We start from the raw sequence: 21,909 nt of genomic DNA on the forward strand, positions 1-21,909 counted from the left end.
GCGGTATTTAATCTGTTTGGTGGCTAACGCAGTTATTTATTTTCGTTTTTGTTCTAATTAAGCCTCACTTAAAGATAGCTAGCCTAAACGCGTTAACCAAAAATAATCTTTTAGAAATTCTCAGTAGTCAGAGTAAGAATGCTCGTCTTGCAATGGTTCAGCAAAGCGTATTGGAAAAAATACTGAGAATAGTCAATGTCGTAGTTATATTTCACTCACCATGATAAGCGAATGTTTAACGAAGACAAAAACTCTTTGCTCTCAAATTAACAGATAGCTCAAGCTTTTGTCCAAAAATTGACACAGCAAAGTAAAATTAGCACCGTTCAGTCTGTCAGCATCAAATGACAATCCACTTGTAATAAACAAAATAGCCAGAGCATAAGGCTCTGGCTATTTCTTTATTCTTGGCGTCTTAAACCGCTTTTACATCGATAGTTTCAGCACCACGTGCTGCTTTTAAAGCTGCGGTACGTTTCGTACGGTCAATAACATCACCGACTAACTGACCACACGCAGCATCAATATCATCACCACGTGTTTTACGAACCGTTACGGTGTGGTCATATTGCATCAATGTTTTTTGGAAACGGTCAATACGTGAGTTACTTGGTTTCTTGTAAGGTGAACCTGGGTACGGGTTAAATGGAATCAGGTTGATCTTGCATGGCGTATCTTTCATTAGCTCTGCCAACTCACGTGCGTGGTCCATGTCATCATTAACATGATCAAGCAGCACGTACTCTACCGTAACTTTACCGCGGTTAGCATTTGAAGACGCGATGTAACGGCGAACAGACGCGAGAAAATCTTGGATATCCCAACGGTCGTTGATCGGCATGATTTCACTACGTAGCTTGTCGTTTGGTGCATGAAGAGAAATCGCCAATGCTACATCAATTTTACCGGTCATCTGATCAAGACCAGAAACAACACCTGACGTTGATACGGTAACTCGACGCTTAGAAAGACCGAAACCAAGATCATCAAGCATGATTTCAAGCGCAGGGATAAGGTTCTTCATGTTAAGAAGTGGCTCACCCATCCCCATCATCACTACGTTAGTGATTGGACGGCGACCCGTTTCTTTCTGTAAGCCGATTTCACGTGCAGCACGCCATACCTGACCAATGATTTCAGATACTTTTAGGTTACGGTTGAAACCTTGTTGAGCGGTTGAACAGAACTTACACTCCAGCGCACAACCAACCTGAGAAGACACACATAATGTTGCGCGGTCATCTTCTGGGATGTAGACCGTTTCTACGTCTTGGTCACCCACCTTCATCGCCCACTTAATTGTGCCGTCTGAAGAATGTTGAGCCTCTGCTACCGTTGGTGCTTTGATTTCACACTTGTGCTGCAGTTTTTCACGTAGTTTCTTGTTGATGTTCGTCATGTTATCGAAGTCATCAACACCGAAATGGTAGATCCACTTCATAACCTGATCAGCACGGAACGCTTTTTCGCCTAGCTCTTCCGCGAAAAATTGACGCATGCCCTTGCGATCAAAGTCGAGTAGATTGATTTTTTCAGTGGTCATGTTGCCTCTCAATGACTGAAACAAGAATAAGGGCGCGAATTGTACAGCCTTTATGCAGCTACAACAAGGGCTGTAAGACCCCGACTTCGCTAAGGCATTAAAATATTAATGATTAAATTTTAGCCAATTATTATCATTCATTCTTTCTAAGTAACAGATAAGAAAAAGCCCCGGAAAGATCCGAGGCTTAGGAAGCAAATTAGTACAAGATTAGCGAGGGCAAATCTCTGACTCTGGGAAGAAGTACTCGATTTCACGAGCTGCTGACTCAGGGCTATCCGAACCATGAACAGAGTTATGGCGCATGCTTAGTGCGTAATCGGCACGGATAGTGCCACATGCTGCTTCTTCTGGGTTTGTTTTGCCCATTAGCTCACGGTAGCGTGCGATTGCATCTTCACCTTCAAGAACCTGAACCATGATAGGACCAGATGTCATGAACTCTTTCAGTGCAGGGAAAAAAGGTTTGCCTTCATGTTCTGCGTAAAAACCGCTCGCCTGTTCTTCTGTCAGATGAACCATTTTTGCAGCAACGATACGTAGACCCGCCTTTTCGATACGGTGGTAGATTTCACCAATCAGGTTGCGTTCTACAGCGTCGGGCTTAACAATTGAAAACGTTCTTTCTAGAGCCATAAAGTTTCCTTTTTGTACTTGTAATAATAGTTTTATATGAGTGACTTGCGTCTCTCTTAGTTATACCAGTACAGACGGGGTGTCTGCACTGGTAAAAGTCTTATTTTGCTGCTTGTTCGTTCAAGAAACGAGCAAGTGTGCGAACACCCATGCCTGTTGCGCCTGCAGCCCACTTATCAGACGCTGACTTACGGTACGTGCCTGCACAGTCAAAGTGCAACCAACCTTTCTTGTAATCCTCGACAAAGTAAGACAAGAATGCTGCAGCTGTACTTGCGCCAGGTGAGTAATCGCCAGAACTGATGTTAGATAGGTCAGCAAAGTTTGACGGCAGCATGCCACGGTGAAAATCAGCAAGAGGCAGTGGCCACAGACCTTCTTTCTCTTGGTTTGCCGCCGTTAGCGCTTGATGAGAAAGCTCATCATCAAAGCTCATTAATGCATGGTAATCGTTCCCTAGTGCATTCTTCGCTGCGCCCGTTAGGGTCGCACAGTCAATGATCAGTTCAGGGTTTTGCTCACTTGCGTAAATAAGACCATCAGCAAGAACCAAACGACCTTCTGCGTCGGTATTCATGATCTCAACGGTCTTACCATTTTTGTAAGTGATGATGTCGCCCAGTTTAAGTGCGCGACCAGAGACCATGTTCTCCGCACAACAAAGGATAAGCTTTACACGCTTATTAAGACCACGAAGAATAGCAAGACCAAGACCGCCAGTAATCGTACCTGAACCGCCCATATCCGCTTTCATTGCTGTCATGAAGTTTGATGGCTTCAAGCTGTAACCACCTGAATCAAAGGTGATGCCTTTACCTACTAGACATGCAAAGACTGGTGCGTTTTCATCGCCTGTTGGGTTGTAATCAAGTTGCAGCATTGCCGATGTGCGCTCAGAGCCACGACCTACGGCATAAATACCTTCCCAACCTTCAGAAAGCAGATCTTTATCTTTAACGATACGAGCCGTTACTGTACCTTGTGGCGCGATAGATTTGATGAATTCAGCTGCCATGGTTGCCAATTGACGTGGCGCAACTTCTTCTGCAGTTTTGTTGATGATATCGCGAGTAAAGTCCGTAGAAGTGATGCGAGCGTGAAGCTCTGCTTGGTCTTGCTCAGAAAGCTCAACCCATTCTAGTGTGCCGTGTTTTTTCGGGTTGCGGTAACCTTGGTGGAATGCCCAAACGCTCTCCAAATCCCAGTTATCACCAGCAAGTAAAACTGAACGAATTCCTTGGCCATCGAGTTGACGCGCTGCACGTTGAATCGCACCAAGATCGTGACCTTCACCTAGGTGAATGGTTGCGCCATTCTCAGCGAAAGAAAGCAGTGCTTTGTCGCCCCAATGTGGTGCCGCTGGTTCTTGGCTAAGAAATACAGACATCTGTGTAGACATGGTTTCTCCTTGTCTTATAACGGCGTTGCCTACGCCTCTTCTTTTTTAATAACTAACGGATGTTAGCATTATGTAGGGTAAAAATGTCAACTTGATAAAAAAACGGACCTAAAGGTCCGCTTTTTTTAGTGAGAATTGTTAACTCTGCTGCGTTTTACCGCCGAATTGAGCATTAATCTGCTTCGTCCATCCAGCACAAGATAACCGCTTCTAGAATCTTTTCATTACAATGGTTTGGCTCATCGTCAAACTCATCCAACTCCATGATCCATTGGTGAAGATCGGTAAAACGTACGGTTTTAGGATCTAAGTCGGGAAACTTGTCACAAAGCTCAATCGCGATATCGCGAGAATCTGTCCATTTCATTGCTCATCTTCCTTTTGCTTCGCCCCTATGTTGGGGAGATAGTATTAGTGATCTTCCGACGCGTGGTTTAGCGTGTATTTTGGAATTTCAACAACCAAATCTTCATCCGCTACTTTTGCTTGGCAACCAAGGCGAGATTCAGGCTCAAGGCCCCATGCTTTATCTAGCATGTCATCTTCTAGCTCTTCACTCTCTTCTAGCGAATCAAAACCTTCACGAATGATCACGTGGCAGGTAGTACATGCACATGACTTTTCACATGCGTGTTCGATACCAATGCCATTTTTTAGCGCTACGTCTAGAACGGTGTCACCAGTGTTTGCTTCCAACACTGCACCCTCTGGGCACAAATCTTCGTGTGGTAATACAATAATCTTAGGCATAACTACTTATCTCTTATATATCATTAACTGACTGACCTGACAGTGCAGCTCGAATCGATTTATCCATACGGCGCGACGCAAAATCTTGGCTTGCTTTGTCGGTGTCTTTGATGCCTTGCTCGATAGCGTCCGCATCTTCGCCGTTGCGCAGTTCAATCAGCGCTTCAATCACTTTTAATAGGTCTTGTTTCTCTTGGTCTGATAGTAGTTCATCACCATCAGCTTGCATCGCAGCAATCAAACCTTCAATCACACGATCCGCTTCTACGCGCTGCTCAGCCAGTGCACGAGCTTGCATGTCTTCTTTCGCGTAAGTCATCGAGTCACGCAGCATGTTTGCGACTTCGTCATCGCTTAAACCGTAAGAAGGTTTCACTTGGATTTCAGCCTGAACACCCGTGCTCTTTTCCATCGCAGTGACAGACAACAGACCATCAGCGTCCACTTGGTACGTCACGCGAATGTGTGCAGCACCAGCCGCCATCGGTGGAATGCCTTTTAATGAGAAACGAGCCAGTGAACGACAGTCATCCACCATTTCTCGTTCACCTTGTACGGTGTGCACGCTCATTGCCGTTTGACCATCTTTGAACGTCGTAAACTCTTGCGCACGAGCCACAGGAATAGTGGTGTTACGTGGAATGATTTTCTCAACCAAGCCGCCCATGGTTTCAATACCAAGAGATAAAGGAATAACGTCCAGAAGCAGCATCTCAGAGTCAGGTTTGTTACCCGCTAGGATATCTGCTTGAATACCCGCGCCGATTGCAACAACTTCATCTGGGTTAATGCTTGTCAGTGGTGTACGACCGAAGAATTCGCCTACCATTTCACGAACAAGCAATGTGCGAGTTGAACCGCCAACCATAACCGCTTCAAGTACGTCTTCCGCATCCACATCCGCATCTTTCAATGCACGACGGCAAGACATCAGGGTTTTCTTCACTAGCGGACGAATCAGATCTTCGAACTGCTCGCGAGTCACAGAACCTTTCCAACCAAATACATCAACATCAACACTGTCTTGCTCAGAGAAAGCAATCTTAGTTGCTGTTGCAATGTTCAGTAGTGCACGGTTTTTCTCAGCAGAAAGCGGCGCTTCTAGACCAGCTTGCTCCATTAGGTAATCCGCTAATAGGTGGTCAAAATCATCACCGCCTAGCGCAGAATCACCACCTGTCGCTAATACTTCAAATACGCCTTTTGACAAACGTAGGATGGAGATATCGAACGTACCGCCACCTAGATCGTAAACCGCAATCACGCCCTCTTGACCAGAGTCTAGGCCGTAAGCGATCGCTGCAGCTGTCGGCTCGTTAAGCAGACGTAGCACATGAAGCCCCGCCAATTTCGCCGCATCTTTTGTACCAGCACGTTGAGCATCATCAAAGTAAGCAGGAACAGTAATAACCACGCCAGCTAACTCGCCGCCGAGTGTCTCTTCTGCACGTTTTCCTAGTGCTTTAAGAATATCGGCAGACACTTCAATCGGGTTCTTGTCACCTTGTGCAGTTTGCAAAATAGGCAGACCGTTGTCGCTTTCTTTAAATTGGTAAGGCAAAGATGGGTAGCGAGCTTGAATGTCTTTTAGTGAACGACCAATCAGACGTTTTACCGAAATAATGGTGTTTTCTGGTTCTTGCTCTGCTTTTGCTTTTGCCTCGTAACCAACTAAAGCCGAGTCCTCTGCGTAGTTCACCACAGAAGGCAAAATGCTACGACCTTGATCGTCTTTCAGTGTGTTTGCGTCACCGCTGCGAACAGACGCAACCAAAGAGTTGGTAGTACCTAAGTCGATACCCGCTGCTAACTTGTGCTCATGAGGTGCCGAGCTTTGGCCCGGTTCTGCGATTTGAAGTAATGCCATGATGGGTCCTTGTCGCGCTAACTAGCCGAGGAGCTTGTCTTCAACCAGTTCAATTTCGTTCTTTAGCTTGGCAATGAATTTGAGTTTACGAACTCGGTCTGCAGCTTCCGCCCAAAGACCTTGGTCAAGTTCTTGTTCTACACTCGCCAAATGCTGTTTGTACATTTTGCTGACCTTAGAATCGAAGTCAAAAAGCGCTGATTCAGGATCAGAGCTGTCAGCAATGTCTTCCAGTTCTTCACGCAGTTCCATTTGTTCCATTAGGAACATCGGGTCTTGCATGGTTTGTTGCTCACCACGAATTTCTGTGCCGTTTTCTGCCAATATGTATTCAGCGCGAGAGATTGGATGCTTAAGTATTTGATACGCATCGTTGATTTGCGCTGCTTTTTGAACAGCCATCAAGCGATCACGCTCTGAGGCAGTCGCAAAGTTGTCTGGGTGGAAGCGTTTTTGTAGTTCTCGGAACTGAGAAGAAAGAAGGCTACCATCCAGCTGAAACTGACTTGGTAGCCCAAATAATTCAAAGTGATTCATTAAGATCGGGTCCTAGTAAAGCCTTCTGGACTCGCTTGCCCAGAAGGACAGTCAATTAGACGTTGAAGCTTTCACCACAACCACATTCACTTTTCGCGTTAGGGTTGTTGAATTCAAAACCTTCATTCAACCCTTCCTTAACGTAATCCAGCTCAGTACCGTCTAGGTATACTAGGCTTTTCTTATCAATGATGATCTTTACATCCGACAGTTCAAAAACTTCATCTTCTTCGTTTAGATCATCAACAAACTCAAGAACGTAAGCCATGCCGGAACAGCCTGTCGTCTTCACTCCAAGACGCAAACCGATACCTTTACCTCGGTTATCTAGGAATGCTTTTACGCGACTTGCCGCTGATTCTGTCATTGTGATGGCCATACTGCACCTTAGTCTGTCTAAATTACGTTTTGGAATGGGAGCATTTCAAGGGCTCCCATTATATACGGAATAATTATTCCTGGTGTTTTTTCTTGTAGTCAGCAACCGCTGCTTTGATTGCGTCTTCCGCAAGGATTGAGCAGTGAACTTTCACTGGTGGAAGCTCTAGCTCTTCTGCAATCTCAGAGTTTTTGATAGATGCCGCTTCGTCGATAGACTTGCCTTTTACCCACTCAGTTACTAGTGAGCTTGAAGCGATTGCACTACCACAACCGTATGTTTTGAATTTCGCGTCTTCAATGATGCCTTCTGGCGTCACTTTGATTTGAAGCTTCATTACGTCACCACAAGCTGGTGCGCCAACCATGCCGCTGCCTACTGATGGGTCTTCTTTATCGAACGAACCAACGTTACGTGGGTTCTCGTAGTGATCAATTACTTTTTCGCTGTATGCCATGATAAATTACCTCGAATCCTCTATTCAGTCCGTGAGATTAATGGTGAGCCCATTCAACAGTGCTCAGATCAACCCCTTCCTTGTACATATCCCATAGAGGAGACATGTCGCGTAGCTTAGTCACTGCAACGCGGATTTGTTCAATTGCGTAATCAATTTCTGCTTCAGTCGTGAAACGACCAAATGAGAAACGTACTGAGCTGTGCGCCAATTCGTCGTCTAGACCAAGTGCACGAAGAACGTAAGATGGCTCTAGGCTCGCTGATGTACAAGCACTACCAGAAGAGACTGCTAGGTCTTTCAGTGACATCAGTAGAGATTCACCTTCTACGAATGCAAAGCTCACGTTTAGGTTGTGTGGAACACGCTGTTCAAGATCACCGTTCACCGTTACTGCTTCTAGATCTTTAACGCCATCTAGAAGACGGTTACGAAGTGCTAGCGCGTGATCGTAATCTTTTTGCATGTCTTCCTTCGCTACACGGAACGCTTCACCCATACCCACGATTTGGTGAGTTGGAAGTGTACCCGAACGGAAACCACGCTCATGACCACCACCGTGCATTTGCGCTTCCAGACGGATACGAGGCTTACGACGTACGTAAAGTGCGCCAATGCCTTTAGGACCGTATACTTTGTGCGCAGACAGTGAAATTAGGTCAACTTTCAATTCTTGAACATCGATTGGCAGTTTGCCCGCAGACTGTGCCGCATCCACGTGGAACACAATCTTACGTTCACGACATAGTTCGCCGATTGCAGCGATGTCTTGGATTACACCAATCTCGTTGTTAACATGCATGATTGATACCAAAACAGTGTCTTCTCGCATCGCTGCTTGAAGTTTGTTTAGATCGATCAGACCGTTTGATTCTGGCTCTAGGTAAGTCACTTCAAAGCCTTCGCGTTCTAGTTGACGACATGGGTCAAGAACCGCTTTATGCTCTGTTTTACAAGTGATTACGTGTTTACCCTTCTTAGAGTAAAAATGTGCTGCACCTTTGATAGCAAGGTTGTCAGACTCTGTCGCACCAGATGTGAATACGATTTCGCGAGGATCTGCATTTAGAAGGTCAGCAATTTGCTCACGAGCAGTATCTACAGCTTCTTCTGCCTGCCAGCCGTAACGGTGCGAACGCGAAGCTGGGTTGCCAAATGTGCCATCCATTGTCATGTACTGAACCATTTTTTCAGCAACACGAGGATCTACTGGACATGTAGCGGAATAATCAAGATAAATCGGCAGTTTCATTCTCTACTCCAATGTAAAATGCTGACCGCTAAGAGCGGACGTTTACACCGATGGGCGCGGCGGTTGTATTTTTGTTTGAAAGCCCATGAGTTACCGCCAGATCAATGTCCTGACGATCAGAAATTTCTAAAACTTCATTGTCTGTCATTAGCTCACCGAGCGTAATGTTATTCAAGAAGTCACTAATACGAGAGCTCAGGTCACGCCATAGGGTGTGAGTTAAGCAACGAGTACCACCCTGGCAATCGCCTTTGCCTTGGCATTTGGTTGCGTCTACTGACTCATCAACCGCGGCAATCACAGTGCCAATGGCAATGCTGTGCGCGTCTGCTCCAAGTCGGTAACCACCACCAGGACCACGAACGCTGGCTACAAGACCTGCTTTACGCAATTTTGAAAAAAGCTGCTCTAAGTATGAGAGCGAGATCCCTTGACGCTCTGAGATATCTGCAAGAGGTACTGGGTTTTGTTGCGAATGCAGTGCCACATCCAGCATGGCTGTCACCGCATATCTTCCTTTAGATGTAAGTTTCATACCACACCGTATCCACATGGTTTGTAATGATTAGGATTTTTCCATACCTGACTAAAACGGTCAAGTATTTATTTGACTATTTTAGTCAGGTATTCATCCTTACACCTAAAGTGGTTATTATTTGTTCAGAGTTTCTTTTCGATCGCCGTCAAAACACCGCGCAGAATATTCAACTCTTGCGCCTCTGGTCGTGCACGTGAGTACAAACGACGCAGCTTGTTCATCACCTGACCCGGCTGTTCTTTGTTGATAAATTGGGTATCAACCATCACCTTTTCAAGGTGCTCAAAGAACATTTCTAGCTCTTTATGACGTGGATACTCTTCAGGCTCACTTGGGGCGTATTGGCTTTGCTCTAGGTTGAGGTGTGCAACGCGAACTTCATAGCTCAACGTTTGGACGGCCATCGCTAAGTTAAGCGAACTGTATTCAGGGTTAGCAGGAATGCAAACATGATAGTGACACTTTTGCAGTTCATCATTCGTTAGACCGGTTCTTTCTCGACCAAAGACCAATGCAACTGGGTGCTTTTGCCCTTCAACTGCAAACTTTTCTCCACACTCACGTGGCTCAAGCATTGGCCATTCAAGTGTACGTGAGCGAGCACTTGAACCCACAACAAGACCACAATCTTCAATGGCTTCTTCAAGCGTACTTACTACAGTGGCATTTTGAGCAATATCACCAGCACCAGCAGCAAGCGCAAGGGTTTGATCATCGACTTCACATTGCGGCTCAACCAATACTAGTTGGCTTAAACCCATGACTTTCATTGCTCGAGCTGCCGAGCCAATGTTGCCTGAATGAGAAGTTCCGACGAGTACGATTTTTACTTGATCCAACATCTGTGTTTGCTACCTGAATTAAAACCGAGGGATATTATCATAATTTTCTAATACACCCTAGAGTGAAGCGGGCTTCTATTCGCATTCTCATCAATTGTTTTCTTCTCTATCGACATAGCTATCACAACTCGTTTTGCTTGCGCACAAAAAATAACCACTTCCCTTTTCGTTTGACTCTGGTATACTCGCCGCCGCTTTAAATTGTTCTTTAACATCCGTTGGGAAATTCGTATGCATCCAATGCTAAACATTGCTATTCGCGCTGCGCGAAAGGCAGGCAATCACATTGCTAAATCATTAGAAAACACAGATAAAATTGAATCTACGCTAAAAGGCACTAATGACTTTGTTACTAATGTAGACAAAGAAGCAGAAGCTATCATCATCGATACTATCAAGCACTCTTACCCAGAGCACTGCATCGTTGCTGAAGAAGCTGGTCTTATCGAAGGTAAAGATAAAGACGTACAATGGATCATCGACCCAATGGATGGCACTAATAACTTTGTAAAAGGTTACCCAACTTTCGCAGTATCTATCGCGGTTCGCTTCAAAGGTAAAACTGAAGTGGCTTGTGTATACGATCCAATGCAAAACGAGCTATTCACTGCACAACGCGGTGCTGGCGCTCAGCTAAACAACGCTCGTATCCGTGTTACTCAACTTAAAGACCTACACGGTACTGTTCTTGCGACTGGTTTCCCATTCAAACAGAAGCAACACTCTGAGTCTTACATCAAGATCGTAGGTTCTCTATTCACTGAGTGTGCTGACTTCCGTCGTAGCGGTTGTTCTGCTCTTGACCTATGTTATGTGGCAGCTGGTCGTGTAGATGGTTACTTTGAGCTAGGTCTAAAACCTTGGCAGATGGCTGCAGGTGAGCTTATCGCTCGTGAAGCTGGCGCAATCCTAACTGACTTCGCTGGCGGTACTGACTACATGAAGTCTGGTAACATTGTTGCTTCTAGTGCTCGTGGCGTGAAATCTATCCTTAAGCACGTTCGCGAAAACGGCAACAGCGCGATCCTTAAGTAAGATTCTGAAGTCATACTAAGCCCGTCACGCTGATGACTTTTGAATAGCCCCGCTCATTGAGCGGGGCTTTTTTATATCGAACAATCTGCCTGTTTATAGAAACGATCGTAGTCAGGTAAGTGGTCTATTTTTACGTGCTTAACCTTCCATACTTGTTCCTTCATTAGAAACTGCAACGAAACCGTGACTGGCTGGTATACATCTCCAAATCCGTTAACGGAAAGACACCCAACGCCTCCAGCCTCACTGTATGCTTCAAAGTAAGACAGCTCCGTAACCAAACTTGATGGAATGGATGATAAAAATGGAAATTGATGACCAAATTTTATTGGGTGAGATTTAATACTATTTAGCTCTTCAATCGATAGGTTTGGTCCTGCCATAGCTTCTACCACCTCGATATACTGCATCTTGTATAAATTATTGCGTATATCAAGGCAAGTATCGTGGAGTGGACTTGCTATGCAGGGTCCTGAAACACTGAGTAAAACCGGAATAGGTAGAATTCTATTTAGCATAATCAACTAAACCCCAGCTTCACGGAACGCTTGATCAATTTTACTCGGCTTAAATCTGTACTTACAAAGCCCCCACTCGCACTGCTCTAAAAGCTCTCGGACATTTACCTGCCCAGTAACTAGCTTGGTGGTAACGCCTTTATAGTGTTTGTAAGAAATCTCTACAAACTTCAGTAACTGTACTTTTATTTCAGCTTGCCTTGACATTATTTCCCCCCGAAATTGTTGAACATACTTCCGATATTCAACTCAATCAAAAAACTACAATTCAAGCTGGAAATACTTCAAAGAAAAGTGAAACAATCAAATCTATCAAGCATAAAAAAACCGCTGACTGCTCAGCGGTTTTTGTTTTCGGTTCTCAATCTGCCTTATGGCATCTCGTCGAACTCTGCACCTTCTTTTTCTACTTGAGGTGGCATCAAGTGCTCTTTCTGGATGCCCAGTTTTAGCGCTAGCGCTGATGCTACGTAGATAGAAGAGTAAGTACCAACAGTGATACCTAGTAATAGCGCTGTTGCAAAGCCGTGAATCATCGCACCACCTTGCATGAACAGTGCAATTACCACGAACAACGTCGTACCAGACGTAATCAAAGTACGGCTCAATGTTTGAGTAATTGAAGCGTCCATGATGTCCGAAGGTTCACCCTTACGCATCTTACGGAAGTTTTCACGAATCCGGTCGAATACAACAATGGTATCATTGAGCGAGTAACCGACTACCGTTAGTAGCGCCGCTACGATGGTAAGGTCAACTTCGATTTGTAGGAATGAGAATACACCCAGCGTGATGATGATATCGTGTGCCAGTGCCATTACCGCACCAGCCGCTAGACGCCATTCAAATCGCATTGATACGTAGATCAGGATACAGATTAGCGATACAAGGATCGCCAGACCACCCGCTTCTGTTAGCTCATCACCAACGTTTGGACCTACGAATTCAATACGACGCATTTCTACGCTTTCGCCAGTACCTTCTTTGATCGCACCAATGATTTGGTTGCCTAGCGTTTCACCTGAAACGTCGTCACGTGGACGAAGACGAACCATCACTTCACGAGCACTACCGAAGTTTTGAACTGTCGCATCGCCGAAGCCTTTTGAATCTAGTGCTGCACGAATTTCTTCAAGGTTTGCAGGTTGTTCAAAACCTACCTCGATTAGCGTACCACCAGTAAAGTCTAGACCCCAGTTCAACCATTTGGTTGATAGCGTGAAGATAGAGGCAGCGATCATAAAGATGGAAAATACGAACGCGACTTTCGACCAACGCATAAAGCCGATCGTGTTTTCTGCTTTTAGAATTTGAAACATATTAATTCCCAGCCTTAGATCGACAGTTTATCAACGCGTTTGCCACCGTAAATCAGGTTCACGATACAACGTGTACCCACAATAGCGGTGAACATTGAAGTTAAGATACCGATAGATAGTGTTACCGCGAAGCCCTTCACTGCGCCTGTACCCACTGCAAATAGAATGATTGCAGTGATAAGCGTTGTGATGTTCGCATCGGCAATGGTACTGAATGCGTTTGCGTAACCTTGGTGGATCGCTTGCTGAGGACTGCGTCCATCTCGAAGCTCTTCACGGATACGCTCGAATATCAGCACGTTCGCATCGACCGCCATACCGACGGTTAAGACGATACCGGCAATACCTGGCAACGTCATGGTAGCGCCTGGAATCATCGACATTACACCAATGATAAGAACCAAGTTTGCCATCAATGCAATGTTAGCAATCAGACCAAAACCACGGTAGTAAAGCAGCGTAAACAGCATTACCGCAACCATACCCCAGATACATGCTTGGATACCCATATCGATGTTTTGCTGACCCATTGATGGACCAATGGTACGTTCTTCAACGATAGAGATCGGTGCGATTAGTGCACCAGCACGAAGTAGAAGTGCTAGGTTGTGCGCTTCTGCTGCAGAGTCGATACCCGTGATACGGAAGTTACGACCAAGAGCCGATTGAATCGTTGCTTGGTTGATAACTTCTTCATGCTTATCAAGGATAACTTTGCCTTCAGGCGTACGACGACCACTGTCTTTGTATTCTGCAAACACGGTAGCCATTAGCTTACCGATGTTCTTCTTAGAGAACGCGGACATTTTGTTGCCACCTTCGCTGTCTAGCGAGATGTTAACTTGTGGGCGACCGTATTCATCAACACTTGAACTTGCATCCGTGATGCTTTGACCACCAAGAATAACGCGCTTCTTAAGCACAACTGGGCGACCATCACGGTCCATCTTGATTTCGCTACCTGCTGGCGCGCGACCATTTGCCGCCGCTGATAGGTCAGCTTTATCGTCAACTTCGCGGAACTCTAGTGTTGCAGTAGCACCTAGAATTTCCTTCGCACGAGCTGTGTCTTGAACACCTGGTAGCTCAACTACGATGCGGCTAGCACCTTGACGTTGAACCAATGGTTCAGCAACACCCAGTTCGTTAACACGGTTACGAAGAATCGTGATGTTTTGTTCAACTGCGTAGTTACGTATCTCTTGTAAACGTTGCTCGGTAAAGGTGGCAATCAACGCGTAACGACCATTAGAATCAGAGTCGACAAAGTTCATGTCTGGGTGATTCTTTTCTAGCGTTGCTTTCGCTTCCGCTAGCTGCTCCTCATTACGTAGCAGTACTTCCACACCTTCTGTACCAGAAGGACGGATTGCACGGTAACGGATCTTAGCTTCACGAAGTTCGCTACGGAAAGCTTCTTCTTGTTGACCAACCAACTTCTCCATCGCCGCGTCCATGTCAACTTCCATTAGGAAGTGAACACCACCGCGCAGGTCAAGACCTAGCTTAAGTGGCGACGCACCGATTGCTTCTAGCCAATCTGGCGTAGATGGAGCAAGGTTTAGTGCAACAATTTTATCTTTGCCAAGCGCTTCGCTGATGATATCGCGGGCACTGATTTGAGTGTCAGTGTCATTGAAACGAACAAGGATTGATCCATTCTCGAGAGCAATGGATTTATGAGAGAGATGCTCTTTATCAAGAGCTTTGGTGACAGCATCCAGCGTTGACATATCTACAGAGGCGCCACGCGCCCCTGTAACTTGAATAGCCGGATCTTCACCGTAGATATTTGGAAGTGCGTACAACGCAGCGGTGATGATGGCAAAAAATACCATCAAGTACTTCCATAATGGATAACGGTTTAGCACAGCGAGGATCCTTTAGCTGTTTTATAGAGACTTCAGCGTACCTTTTGGTAGCACTGCAGTTACGAAGTCTTTCTTGATTACAACTTCATTGTTTGCGTTTAGCTCAATTGAAATGAAATCGTTGTCTTCAGCAATCTTAGTGATTTTACCCACTAGACCGCCGCTTGTTAGAACTTCATCACCTTTGCCCATAGAAGACATTAGGTTCTTGTGTTCTTTAACACGCTTAGATTGCGGACGGTAGATCATGAAGTAGAAGATCACCGCGAACATGCCTAGCATGATTAGCATTTCAAAACCGCCGCCTGCTGGTGCGCCTTCTGCTGCTGCGTGAGCTTGAGAAATAAACATTAAAACATCCTCATTATATTTTATTGATAATCCAACAAGTTGGGCTTTCGTAATTTAGATTCAAGTTTGAGATTAAGTAATAGAGATCACCTTCTCAAAAATAACGTACGTTAGCCTACTTTATTAGCAAAAGCCTCTGGCAACATGCCAAAGGCTTTAATTCTTTTAATCTGTCAATTACTGCTCTTTTGCAAGCGGTGGCACTTCACGACCACGACGCTCATAGAATTCAGTAACAAACTCATCGAAACGATCTTCATCAATCGCCTTACGAATGCTTTCCATCAGACGCTGGTAGTAGCGTAGGTTGTGGATAGTGTTCAGACGAGCACCTAGGATTTCGTTACAACGCTCTAGGTGGTGAAGGTACGATTTGCTGTAGTGCTGACAAGTGTAACAGTCGCAATGCGGATCTAGCGGAGTTGTATCCGTTTTATGTTTCGCATTACGGATCTTGATCACACCACCAGTCACAAATAGGTGACCATTACGCGCGTTACGCGTTGGCATTACACAGTCAAACATGTCGATACCACGACGAACACCTTCAACCAAATCTTCCGGTTTACCTACACCCATTAGGTAACGAGGCTTATCTTCTGGAAGTTGTGGACATGTGTGCTCAAGAATACGGTGCATGTCTTCTTTCGGTTCGCCTACTGCAAGACCACCAACTGCGTAACCATCAAAGCCGATTTCTGTCAGACCTTTGATAGACACATCACGTAGATCTTCGTAAACACCACCTTGAACGATACCAAATAGGTTGTTCGGGTTTTCTAGTTTGTTGAAGTGATCACGTGAGCGTTGTGCCCAGCGTAGTGACATTTCCATCGATTTTTTCGCTTCGTTGTGTGTCGCCGGGTATGGTGTACACTCGTCGAAGATCATTACGATGTCAGAACCTAGGTCTTTTTGGATTTCCATCGACTTTTCCGCGTCCATGAAAATCTTGTCACCGTTTACAGGGCTACGGAAGTGAACACCTTTCTCAGTGATCTTACGCATTTTTCCTAGACTGAATACTTGGAAACCGCCTGAATCGGTAAGAATAGGACCGTGCCAGTTCATGAAATCGTGCAGGTCACCGTGCATTTTCATCACTTCTTGACCAGGACGTAGCCATAGGTGGAAAGTGTTACCTAGCAGGATTTCTGCACCAGTACCTTTCACTTCTTCTGGTGTCATGCCTTTAACGGTACCGTAAGTACCTACTGGCATGAACGCAGGAGTTTGAACAGTGCCACGTTCGAAAGTCAATTGACCACGACGTGCATTGCCGTTTTTCTTCTTAAGATCGAATTTTAATTTCACGATGCCTCCGGGTGTCAGAGAAACAGTCTGACTATGTATCCAGGGTGGTAAACCCTATTTTAAGGAGCGGTCGCTTTTCCGTGCGAGAGACAAAGCAGAGATTCCACTTTATTTCCTAGCTTACTGCTAGCACTCGTAAATCGTTAACTTTCTCCCCCTCCTAGCCTCCCCCTTTTTTGAGAGGAGGGCTAGAAAAGGGTCAAAACATTATGCAGTCTTCTTTTTAATAAACATTGAATCACCGTACGAGAAGAAACGGTATTTGTTTTCCACCGCGTGCTTGTAAGCATTCATGGTGTTCTCGTAACCTGCAAACGCACTTACCAACATGATCAGGGTTGATTCAGGTAAGTGGAAGTTGGTGATCAAGCAATCCACCATCTGGTACTCGTAACCAGGGTAGATAAAGATTTCAGTATCGCCAAAGAATGGAACCAGTTCTGTGCCTTTCTTAAGCGCGTCTTGCGCTGCACTTTCTAGTGAGCGAACAGACGTTGTACCTACAGCGATGATGCGACCACCGCGCGCCTTAGTTGCGTTAATCGCATCCACTACGTCTTGTGGTACTTCAACGTATTCTGCGTGCATGTGGTGATCATTAATGTCATCCACTTTAACTGGCTGGAACGTACCCGCTCCCACATGCAAAGTAACGTATGCTAGCTCAGCGCCTTTCGCTTTGATTTTTTCAAGCAGAACATCATCAAAGTGAAGACCCGCCGTTGGCGCAGCAACCGCACCAGGCTTTTGGTTATAAACCGTTTGGTAACGCTCTTTATCCGCGTCTTCATCTGGACGGTCGATGTATGGAGGAAGTGGCATGTGACCAATTTCTTCCAGAATCTCTAGTACCGTGTTATCAGAATTAAATTTCAGTTCAAACAGTGCATCATGACGAGCGACCATTTGTGCTGAGTATTCATCGTTTTCACCAACAAAGATCGTTGTACCTGGTTTTGGCGATTTCGAACAACGAACGTGTGCCAGAATGCTTTTCTCGTCGAGCATGCGCTCCACTAACACTTCTAGCTTACCGCCTGATTCTTTACGACCAAACAAACGCGCAGGAATAACGCGAGTATTGTTGAAAACCACTAGGTCACCGGCTTGAACCTGCTCCAGCACATCGGTAAACGTGCCATCAATAAGTTCACCAGTATTGCCGTCCATTTGCAGCAGTCGGCTAGCGGTACGCTCTGGTTGAGGGTAGCGAGCGATGAGTTCATCTGGAAGGTCGAAATGGAAATCTGATACTTGCATGTTACTTGTCTTATCTATTGGTCAAATCACGTCAAAGACGACGATAAAATTGCGACGAGTTTTTCGCAGCAGACTAGTATATGTTTACATGCTGCAATAGCAAGCAAATCCCCCTAGATTGACTGTAAAAGCTTTCACCAAGAGTGTAATAAAACGTGAAAGACGCAAAACAGACGCTCATAAAAAAAGCAGCGAAGTTCGCTGCTTTTTAAAATGTTTATCAGTCGTTGATCGTTTAACTTTTGCGTCGGCGCGCCCACACCAGTGGAACCAATAAGCCGAATAGCCAAGCGCCTAGGCTACCACCGTCGTCCTCAGAACCTCTGAAATCACAATTGTTGGTCGCAATGCCATCGTGGCACTCCTCTTCCCCACCACCACTTCCACTATTCGCTTCTTTGATGAAATTCGGCTCAATGATGTAACTGCTCGGTGGGCCACCGGCGGTGATGTAAGACTGCACCCAATCGTAATATTGGCTCACTTTGGTGTAGAAGCTTGGGATCGTCAAAGAGCCACACGTAGGCAGAATAAGAGGCGCACCACTAACAATTCCAATCTGTTTGCCCGTCGCCACATCCACCAGCGGACCACCACTATCACCTTTACACGCGGAGTTGCCATACTGAGTATGGCTATCCGGTTCTAACACTCGGTTTTTCGTTGGTAGTGTACAGATTTTGGTTTGGTTCTCTCTGGAATCAATGATCCCCGGAAAACTGCTGCCAATTTCTAAACGCTCATAACATTTATCGATAGGTAAAAATGTACTGATGGTAGTTTTGAGCGTATTGGAAGGTTCAGATGCATCCGGCTGAGTGGTTCCCCACCCAAATACTTGCACGTTTTCGACACGTTGATTGGTCAGGTCGTTATCGTTCCAATCCGCTGCCAGACGCGCTTCGATATTCTCCATATCAGTTTTATTCGCTAAGTCAGCAAAGCGTGCATTTGCTACTGGGCGTGTGAGATACAATAACGCGATGTCTGAGTCTAAACCCGTTTGGATAGGTTTCACATTGCCATTGCTGTCAATCTCAGCCTTTGAAATCCGCGTGTAGTCGGGGTGAACCACAACGTGAGACACAGGATAGAAGTTATCCAGCCCAGCAGAGTTAAGTTCATAAACGTTGGCATTCACCGACAGTTCTCCCGGCGGAGTCACATAGTAGCTCGCTTCGTTGGTTCCCTGCCCCATCACCACACAGTGTGCCGCAGTCAACACCCATCGTTCAGTCAGCATAGTGCCGCCACACAACGGGAACTCTGCCATGTTACTTGCTCGTAAAGTCACGCGATCTACCGGGTCGGTTTGCTCATCTCCTAGCACAATTGCCTGAGCAGATTGCATGCTGAATGCCGCTACTGTCAGCGCAATGAGTTTGTTACACGTTGTTCGTTTCATTTAGGTTGTTATCTTCAATCTGGTAAGCCTGAGCGTATCTTCTTCCACAGGCTTATCTTGGAAAATCAAGCAAGTAAAAATGTGCGATTCAATTCATTGGATTAACTGCGGTCTACACACCTTATCAGTCAAAAGTGCAAACTGACTCGCATTGAGTTTCCACCCTGCAATTACCAATTAAAAACAAACTTATCAATAGGGATAAGGGCGACTATATTGAGAGTGAGCGATACGCTCTTTGATGATAAATTGAGGTAAGTATGAAGATCTTTCTAGCCACTTTAAGTGCTTCAATATTGTTGTTTTCTGTCAGCAGTTTTGGCGATGAGAGAACAGATTTGTTTCGAGCTCAGCAACAAGCTTGTGCCTTAAAACAAGTCCCTCGCCACTGCGCTGTGAACGTACCTGGTAAACACTACATTGGTCGCTGTGTCGATGCGAAAGCGTATGGTCTTATCTGTGTGCATTTCAAGCAACGTTAAGAGTAACCAAAGCTAAGGTTTCAACGCCTTAGCTTTGGTTATTTATGATAGCGCTTACATCCTAACATCGCCCTAAATGAGTAGCTGGATTTATGGAAAACACCAGTCCATTTTCACCTCTGATTGATCTCCATCTAATCGTATTATTTTATTAGTGAAAAACGAGTTAGCTCCCAGATATACAGCAAAATATTCTCTATATTTAAGAGAAGGACAATGCCGCTGGAGGTCTCTATGATCAAGGTTGAAGACATGATGACTCGCAACCCTCATACCTTGCTGCGTGAGCACACATTACGTGACGCAAAAAGTATGATGGACGCGCTTGATATTCGACATATTCCGGTTGTTGATGCCAATAAACACTTAAAAGGCTTGGTGACTCAACGCGATATTCTTGCCGCACAAGAATCCTGCTTGCACCCAGATGAGGCAGAACAATCTTTTACCCTCGATACTCCGCTTTACCAAATGATGCACACCAACATCATGACTGCCGAACCAAGGGCAGGTTTAAAGGAAAGCGCAATCTATATGCAAAAGCATAAAGTCGGCTGTTTGCCAGTGGTCAATAAAGGTCACTTGGTCGGCATCATCACTGATACAGACTTTGTGACTATTGCAATTAACTTGTTAGAGCTGCAAGAAGAAACCGAGCCGGAAGAAATCGAAGCGGATTAATACGCCACTACGTTTTTCTCGAATCGTAGACAAAAAAAGAGCGGCTCAATCGCCGCTCAAAGATGTCATTACTAACGTAGTAATAGTCGACTCTATGATGATTAAAATTGGTCTTCTTCAGTAGAACCTGTCAGTGCTGTCACTGATGAGTTACCACCTTGGATTGTATTGGTCATTCTATCGAAGTAGCCCGTACCAACTTCTTGTTGGTGCGCTACGAACGTGTAACCTTTTTCTGCCGCTTCAAACTCAGGACGTTGAACCTTCTCAACATAATGACGCATACCTTCGCCTTGAGCATAAGCGTGTGCCAATTCGAACATGTTGAACCACATGTTGTGGATACCTGCTAACGTAATGAACTGGTACTTGTAGCCCATGTTAGCCAGCTCTTGTTGGAACTTAGCAATAGTTTCTGCGTCTAGGTTCTTCTCCCAGTTGAATGAAGGCGAACAGTTGTATGCCAACAGTTGGTCTGGGTACTCTGCATGAATCGCTTCTGCAAACTTGCGTGCTTCTTCTAGACATGGCGTTGCTGTCTCACACCAAATAAGATCCGCATATGGCGCATAAGCCAGACCACGCGAGATAGCTTGGTCGATACCTGCACGTACACGGTAGAAACCTTCTTGAGTACGCTCGCCTTCGATGAAGTCTTTATCGTATGGGTCACAATCAGACGTTAGTAGGTCTGCTGCGTTTGCATCGGTACGTGCGATTACCAGCGTTGTCGTGCCAGCAACGTCCGCAGCAAGACGAGCTGCTACCAGTTTTTGCACTGCTTCTTGAGTTGGAACCAGTACTTTACCGCCCATGTGACCACACTTCTTCACGGATGCCAGTTGGTCCTCAAAGTGAACACCTGCCGCACCTGCGTCGATCATCGATTTCATTAGCTCGTAAGCGTTCAATACACCACCAAAGCCTGCTTCAGCATCCGCTACGATTGGTAGGAAGTAATCAATACCGCCTTCGTCTTCTGGTGACTTACCTGCAGACCACTGAATTTGGTCTGCACGACGGAATGAGTTATTGATGCGTTTTACTACCGACGGTACAGAATCTACTGGGTACAGAGATTGGTCTGGGTACATCGTCGAAGCGGTGTTGTTGTCCGCCGCTACCTGCCAACCTGACAGGTAAATCGCTTCAATACCCGCTTTTGCTTGCTGTACAGCTTGACCACCTGTCAGTGCACCAAGGCAGTTTACGTAGCCTTTCTTTGAGCTACCGTTGACCAGTGACCAAAGTTTGTCAGCACCACGTTGTGCGATTGTGTTCGCAGGCACCATAGAACCACGCAGTTCTACTACTTCTTCTGCTGTATAAGTACGCTTTACGTTTTTCCAGCGTGGGTTGGTTGCCCAATCTTTTTCCAGAGCTTCAATTTGTTGGCGGCGAGTTAAGTTAGTCATTGGTCTATCCCTCTTATAATGTGCACTTGTGCATGTGCGTTGAGTTTTCCGTTCTCAG

The 21,909-nt window shown here is 45.6% G+C and carries 23 protein-coding genes; 3 read left to right on the forward strand and 20 right to left on the reverse strand.

Going from position 1 to position 21,909, the window contains the following annotated elements; all coding sequences use genetic code 11:
• Positions 1-415: 415 nt before the first annotated feature.
• The 12 genes from rlmN to trmJ all read right to left on the reverse strand — a co-directional run bounded on the left by rlmN (position 416) and on the right by trmJ (position 10,200).
• Positions 416-1,543: a dual-specificity RNA methyltransferase RlmN gene (gene rlmN / locus QMY49_RS11825; RefSeq protein WP_009697672.1), complete on the reverse strand. Its 1,128-nt coding sequence runs from the start codon at positions 1,541-1,543 to the stop codon at positions 416-418.
• A 210-nt stretch (positions 1,544-1,753) separates the two neighbouring features.
• On the reverse strand, positions 1,754-2,179 hold the full coding sequence (gene ndk, locus QMY49_RS11830; protein WP_005440311.1) for a nucleoside-diphosphate kinase: 426 nt from the start codon (positions 2,177-2,179) through the stop codon (positions 1,754-1,756).
• Between the two features lie 100 nt (positions 2,180-2,279).
• A complete protein-coding gene (pepB, locus tag QMY49_RS11835) occupies positions 2,280-3,578 on the reverse strand; it encodes an aminopeptidase PepB (protein WP_005447710.1) in 1,299 nt (432 codons plus the stop codon).
• 172 nt (positions 3,579-3,750) lie between these two features.
• Entirely contained in the window at positions 3,751-3,945 is a 195-nt protein-coding gene (gene iscX, locus QMY49_RS11840) for a Fe-S cluster assembly protein IscX (RefSeq protein WP_005424887.1), read from the reverse strand.
• Positions 3,946-3,989: 44 nt separating this feature from the next.
• Positions 3,990-4,328, reverse strand: coding sequence for an ISC system 2Fe-2S type ferredoxin (gene fdx, locus QMY49_RS11845; protein WP_005424889.1), 339 nt, complete (start codon positions 4,326-4,328; stop codon positions 3,990-3,992).
• 13 nt (positions 4,329-4,341) lie between these two features.
• Complete coding sequence (gene hscA / locus QMY49_RS11850; protein ID WP_283311647.1) at positions 4,342-6,195, reverse strand: Fe-S protein assembly chaperone HscA; 1,854 nt, start codon at positions 6,193-6,195, stop codon at positions 4,342-4,344.
• Positions 6,196-6,216: 21 nt separating this feature from the next.
• Positions 6,217-6,732: a co-chaperone HscB gene (gene hscB, locus QMY49_RS11855; RefSeq protein ID WP_005447715.1), complete on the reverse strand. Its 516-nt coding sequence runs from the start codon at positions 6,730-6,732 to the stop codon at positions 6,217-6,219.
• A 55-nt stretch (positions 6,733-6,787) separates the two neighbouring features.
• Positions 6,788-7,111, reverse strand: coding sequence for an iron-sulfur cluster assembly protein IscA (gene iscA / locus QMY49_RS11860; protein WP_005424893.1), 324 nt, complete (start codon positions 7,109-7,111; stop codon positions 6,788-6,790).
• A 73-nt stretch (positions 7,112-7,184) separates the two neighbouring features.
• A complete protein-coding gene (iscU, locus tag QMY49_RS11865; protein WP_005424883.1) occupies positions 7,185-7,568 on the reverse strand; it encodes a Fe-S cluster assembly scaffold IscU in 384 nt (127 codons plus the stop codon).
• A gap of 37 nt (positions 7,569-7,605) precedes the next feature.
• The gene (locus QMY49_RS11870; RefSeq protein WP_005447719.1) at positions 7,606-8,820 is read right to left on the reverse strand and encodes an IscS subfamily cysteine desulfurase; all 1,215 of its coding nucleotides are present in this window, start codon (positions 8,818-8,820) and stop codon (positions 7,606-7,608) included.
• Positions 8,821-8,848: 28 nt separating this feature from the next.
• A complete protein-coding gene (gene iscR / locus QMY49_RS11875; protein WP_005381720.1) occupies positions 8,849-9,355 on the reverse strand; it encodes a Fe-S cluster assembly transcriptional regulator IscR in 507 nt (168 codons plus the stop codon).
• A 125-nt stretch (positions 9,356-9,480) separates the two neighbouring features.
• Positions 9,481-10,200, reverse strand: coding sequence for a tRNA (cytosine(32)/uridine(32)-2'-O)-methyltransferase TrmJ (gene trmJ, locus QMY49_RS11880; protein WP_101960752.1), 720 nt, complete (start codon positions 10,198-10,200; stop codon positions 9,481-9,483).
• A 231-nt stretch (positions 10,201-10,431) separates the two neighbouring features.
• Between trmJ and suhB the strand changes: the two genes are divergently transcribed.
• Positions 10,432-11,235: an inositol-1-monophosphatase gene (gene suhB, locus QMY49_RS11885; protein ID WP_005447724.1), complete on the forward strand. Its 804-nt coding sequence runs from the start codon at positions 10,432-10,434 to the stop codon at positions 11,233-11,235.
• A gap of 71 nt (positions 11,236-11,306) precedes the next feature.
• Here the strand turns inward: suhB and QMY49_RS11890 are convergent, their stop codons facing one another.
• The 7 genes from QMY49_RS11890 to QMY49_RS11920 form a co-directional block, all read right to left on the reverse strand.
• Positions 11,307-11,645 carry a hypothetical protein gene (locus QMY49_RS11890; RefSeq protein ID WP_033008539.1) on the reverse strand — a complete coding sequence of 113 codons (339 nt, stop codon included), beginning with the start codon at positions 11,643-11,645 and terminating at the stop codon, positions 11,307-11,309.
• 479 nt (positions 11,646-12,124) lie between these two features.
• Complete coding sequence (secF, locus tag QMY49_RS11895) at positions 12,125-13,072, reverse strand: protein translocase subunit SecF (RefSeq protein WP_005447727.1); 948 nt, start codon at positions 13,070-13,072, stop codon at positions 12,125-12,127.
• A gap of 14 nt (positions 13,073-13,086) precedes the next feature.
• Positions 13,087-14,943 (reverse strand): protein translocase subunit SecD, encoded by a 1,857-nt coding sequence (gene secD / locus QMY49_RS11900; protein WP_005447728.1) that lies wholly within the window; start codon positions 14,941-14,943, stop codon positions 13,087-13,089.
• Positions 14,944-14,964: 21 nt separating this feature from the next.
• Entirely contained in the window at positions 14,965-15,294 is a 330-nt protein-coding gene (gene yajC / locus QMY49_RS11905) for a preprotein translocase subunit YajC (protein WP_005424903.1), read from the reverse strand.
• Positions 15,295-15,471: 177 nt separating this feature from the next.
• Complete coding sequence (gene tgt / locus QMY49_RS11910) at positions 15,472-16,608, reverse strand: tRNA guanosine(34) transglycosylase Tgt (protein WP_009697666.1); 1,137 nt, start codon at positions 16,606-16,608, stop codon at positions 15,472-15,474.
• Positions 16,609-16,815: 207 nt separating this feature from the next.
• The gene (gene queA, locus QMY49_RS11915; RefSeq protein WP_283311663.1) at positions 16,816-17,868 is read right to left on the reverse strand and encodes a tRNA preQ1(34) S-adenosylmethionine ribosyltransferase-isomerase QueA; all 1,053 of its coding nucleotides are present in this window, start codon (positions 17,866-17,868) and stop codon (positions 16,816-16,818) included.
• A gap of 235 nt (positions 17,869-18,103) precedes the next feature.
• Entirely contained in the window at positions 18,104-19,273 is a 1,170-nt protein-coding gene (locus QMY49_RS11920) for a trypsin-like serine protease (RefSeq protein WP_005445304.1), read from the reverse strand.
• Positions 19,274-19,533: 260 nt separating this feature from the next.
• Between QMY49_RS11920 and QMY49_RS11925 the strand changes: the two genes are divergently transcribed.
• The gene (locus QMY49_RS11925) at positions 19,534-19,755 is read left to right on the forward strand and encodes a hypothetical protein (protein ID WP_005445303.1); all 222 of its coding nucleotides are present in this window, start codon (positions 19,534-19,536) and stop codon (positions 19,753-19,755) included.
• 234 nt (positions 19,756-19,989) lie between these two features.
• Positions 19,990-20,436 (forward strand): CBS domain-containing protein, encoded by a 447-nt coding sequence (locus QMY49_RS11930; protein WP_009697664.1) that lies wholly within the window; start codon positions 19,990-19,992, stop codon positions 20,434-20,436.
• A gap of 101 nt (positions 20,437-20,537) precedes the next feature.
• Here QMY49_RS11930 and aceA read toward each other — a convergent pair whose 3' ends face one another.
• Positions 20,538-21,851, reverse strand: a complete 1,314-nt coding sequence (aceA, locus tag QMY49_RS11935; RefSeq protein WP_005440333.1) for an isocitrate lyase — start codon at positions 21,849-21,851, stop codon at positions 20,538-20,540.
• Positions 21,852-21,909 lie beyond the last annotated feature (58 nt).

The sequence above is a fragment of the Vibrio harveyi genome (assembly GCF_030060435.1).
In the GTDB taxonomy this organism is placed as follows: Bacteria; Pseudomonadota; Gammaproteobacteria; order Enterobacterales; family Vibrionaceae; genus Vibrio; species Vibrio harveyi.

What these genes read in the sequence shown, in the direction of transcription:
- rlmN (WP_009697672.1), bottom strand. Translation starts at nt 1,543, where the DNA reads ATGACCACTGAAAAAATCAATCTACTCGACTTTGATCGCAAGGGCATG.
- ndk (WP_005440311.1), bottom strand. Translation starts at nt 2,179, where the DNA reads ATGGCTCTAGAAAGAACGTTTTCAATTGTTAAGCCCGACGCTGTAGAA.
- pepB (WP_005447710.1), bottom strand. Translation starts at nt 3,578, where the DNA reads ATGTCTACACAGATGTCTGTATTTCTTAGCCAAGAACCAGCGGCACCA.
- iscX (WP_005424887.1), bottom strand. Translation starts at nt 3,945, where the DNA reads ATGAAATGGACAGATTCTCGCGATATCGCGATTGAGCTTTGTGACAAG.
- fdx (WP_005424889.1), bottom strand. Translation starts at nt 4,328, where the DNA reads ATGCCTAAGATTATTGTATTACCACACGAAGATTTGTGCCCAGAGGGT.
- hscA (WP_283311647.1), bottom strand. Translation starts at nt 6,195, where the DNA reads ATGGCATTACTTCAAATCGCAGAACCGGGCCAAAGCTCGGCACCTCAT.
- hscB (WP_005447715.1), bottom strand. Translation starts at nt 6,732, where the DNA reads ATGAATCACTTTGAATTATTTGGGCTACCAAGTCAGTTTCAGCTGGAT.
- iscA (WP_005424893.1), bottom strand. Translation starts at nt 7,111, where the DNA reads ATGGCCATCACAATGACAGAATCAGCGGCAAGTCGCGTAAAAGCATTC.
- iscU (WP_005424883.1), bottom strand. Translation starts at nt 7,568, where the DNA reads ATGGCATACAGCGAAAAAGTAATTGATCACTACGAGAACCCACGTAAC.
- QMY49_RS11870 (WP_005447719.1), bottom strand. Translation starts at nt 8,820, where the DNA reads ATGAAACTGCCGATTTATCTTGATTATTCCGCTACATGTCCAGTAGAT.
- iscR (WP_005381720.1), bottom strand. Translation starts at nt 9,355, where the DNA reads ATGAAACTTACATCTAAAGGAAGATATGCGGTGACAGCCATGCTGGAT.
- trmJ (WP_101960752.1), bottom strand. Translation starts at nt 10,200, where the DNA reads ATGTTGGATCAAGTAAAAATCGTACTCGTCGGAACTTCTCATTCAGGC.
- suhB (WP_005447724.1), top strand. Translation starts at nt 10,432, where the DNA reads ATGCATCCAATGCTAAACATTGCTATTCGCGCTGCGCGAAAGGCAGGC.
- QMY49_RS11890 (WP_033008539.1), bottom strand. Translation starts at nt 11,645, where the DNA reads ATGCAGTATATCGAGGTGGTAGAAGCTATGGCAGGACCAAACCTATCG.
- secF (WP_005447727.1), bottom strand. Translation starts at nt 13,072, where the DNA reads ATGTTTCAAATTCTAAAAGCAGAAAACACGATCGGCTTTATGCGTTGG.
- yajC (WP_005424903.1), bottom strand. Translation starts at nt 15,294, where the DNA reads ATGTTTATTTCTCAAGCTCACGCAGCAGCAGAAGGCGCACCAGCAGGC.
- queA (WP_283311663.1), bottom strand. Translation starts at nt 17,868, where the DNA reads ATGCAAGTATCAGATTTCCATTTCGACCTTCCAGATGAACTCATCGCT.
- QMY49_RS11920 (WP_005445304.1), bottom strand. Translation starts at nt 19,273, where the DNA reads ATGAAACGAACAACGTGTAACAAACTCATTGCGCTGACAGTAGCGGCA.
- QMY49_RS11925 (WP_005445303.1), top strand. Translation starts at nt 19,534, where the DNA reads ATGAAGATCTTTCTAGCCACTTTAAGTGCTTCAATATTGTTGTTTTCT.
- QMY49_RS11930 (WP_009697664.1), top strand. Translation starts at nt 19,990, where the DNA reads ATGATCAAGGTTGAAGACATGATGACTCGCAACCCTCATACCTTGCTG.
- aceA (WP_005440333.1), bottom strand. Translation starts at nt 21,851, where the DNA reads ATGACTAACTTAACTCGCCGCCAACAAATTGAAGCTCTGGAAAAAGAT.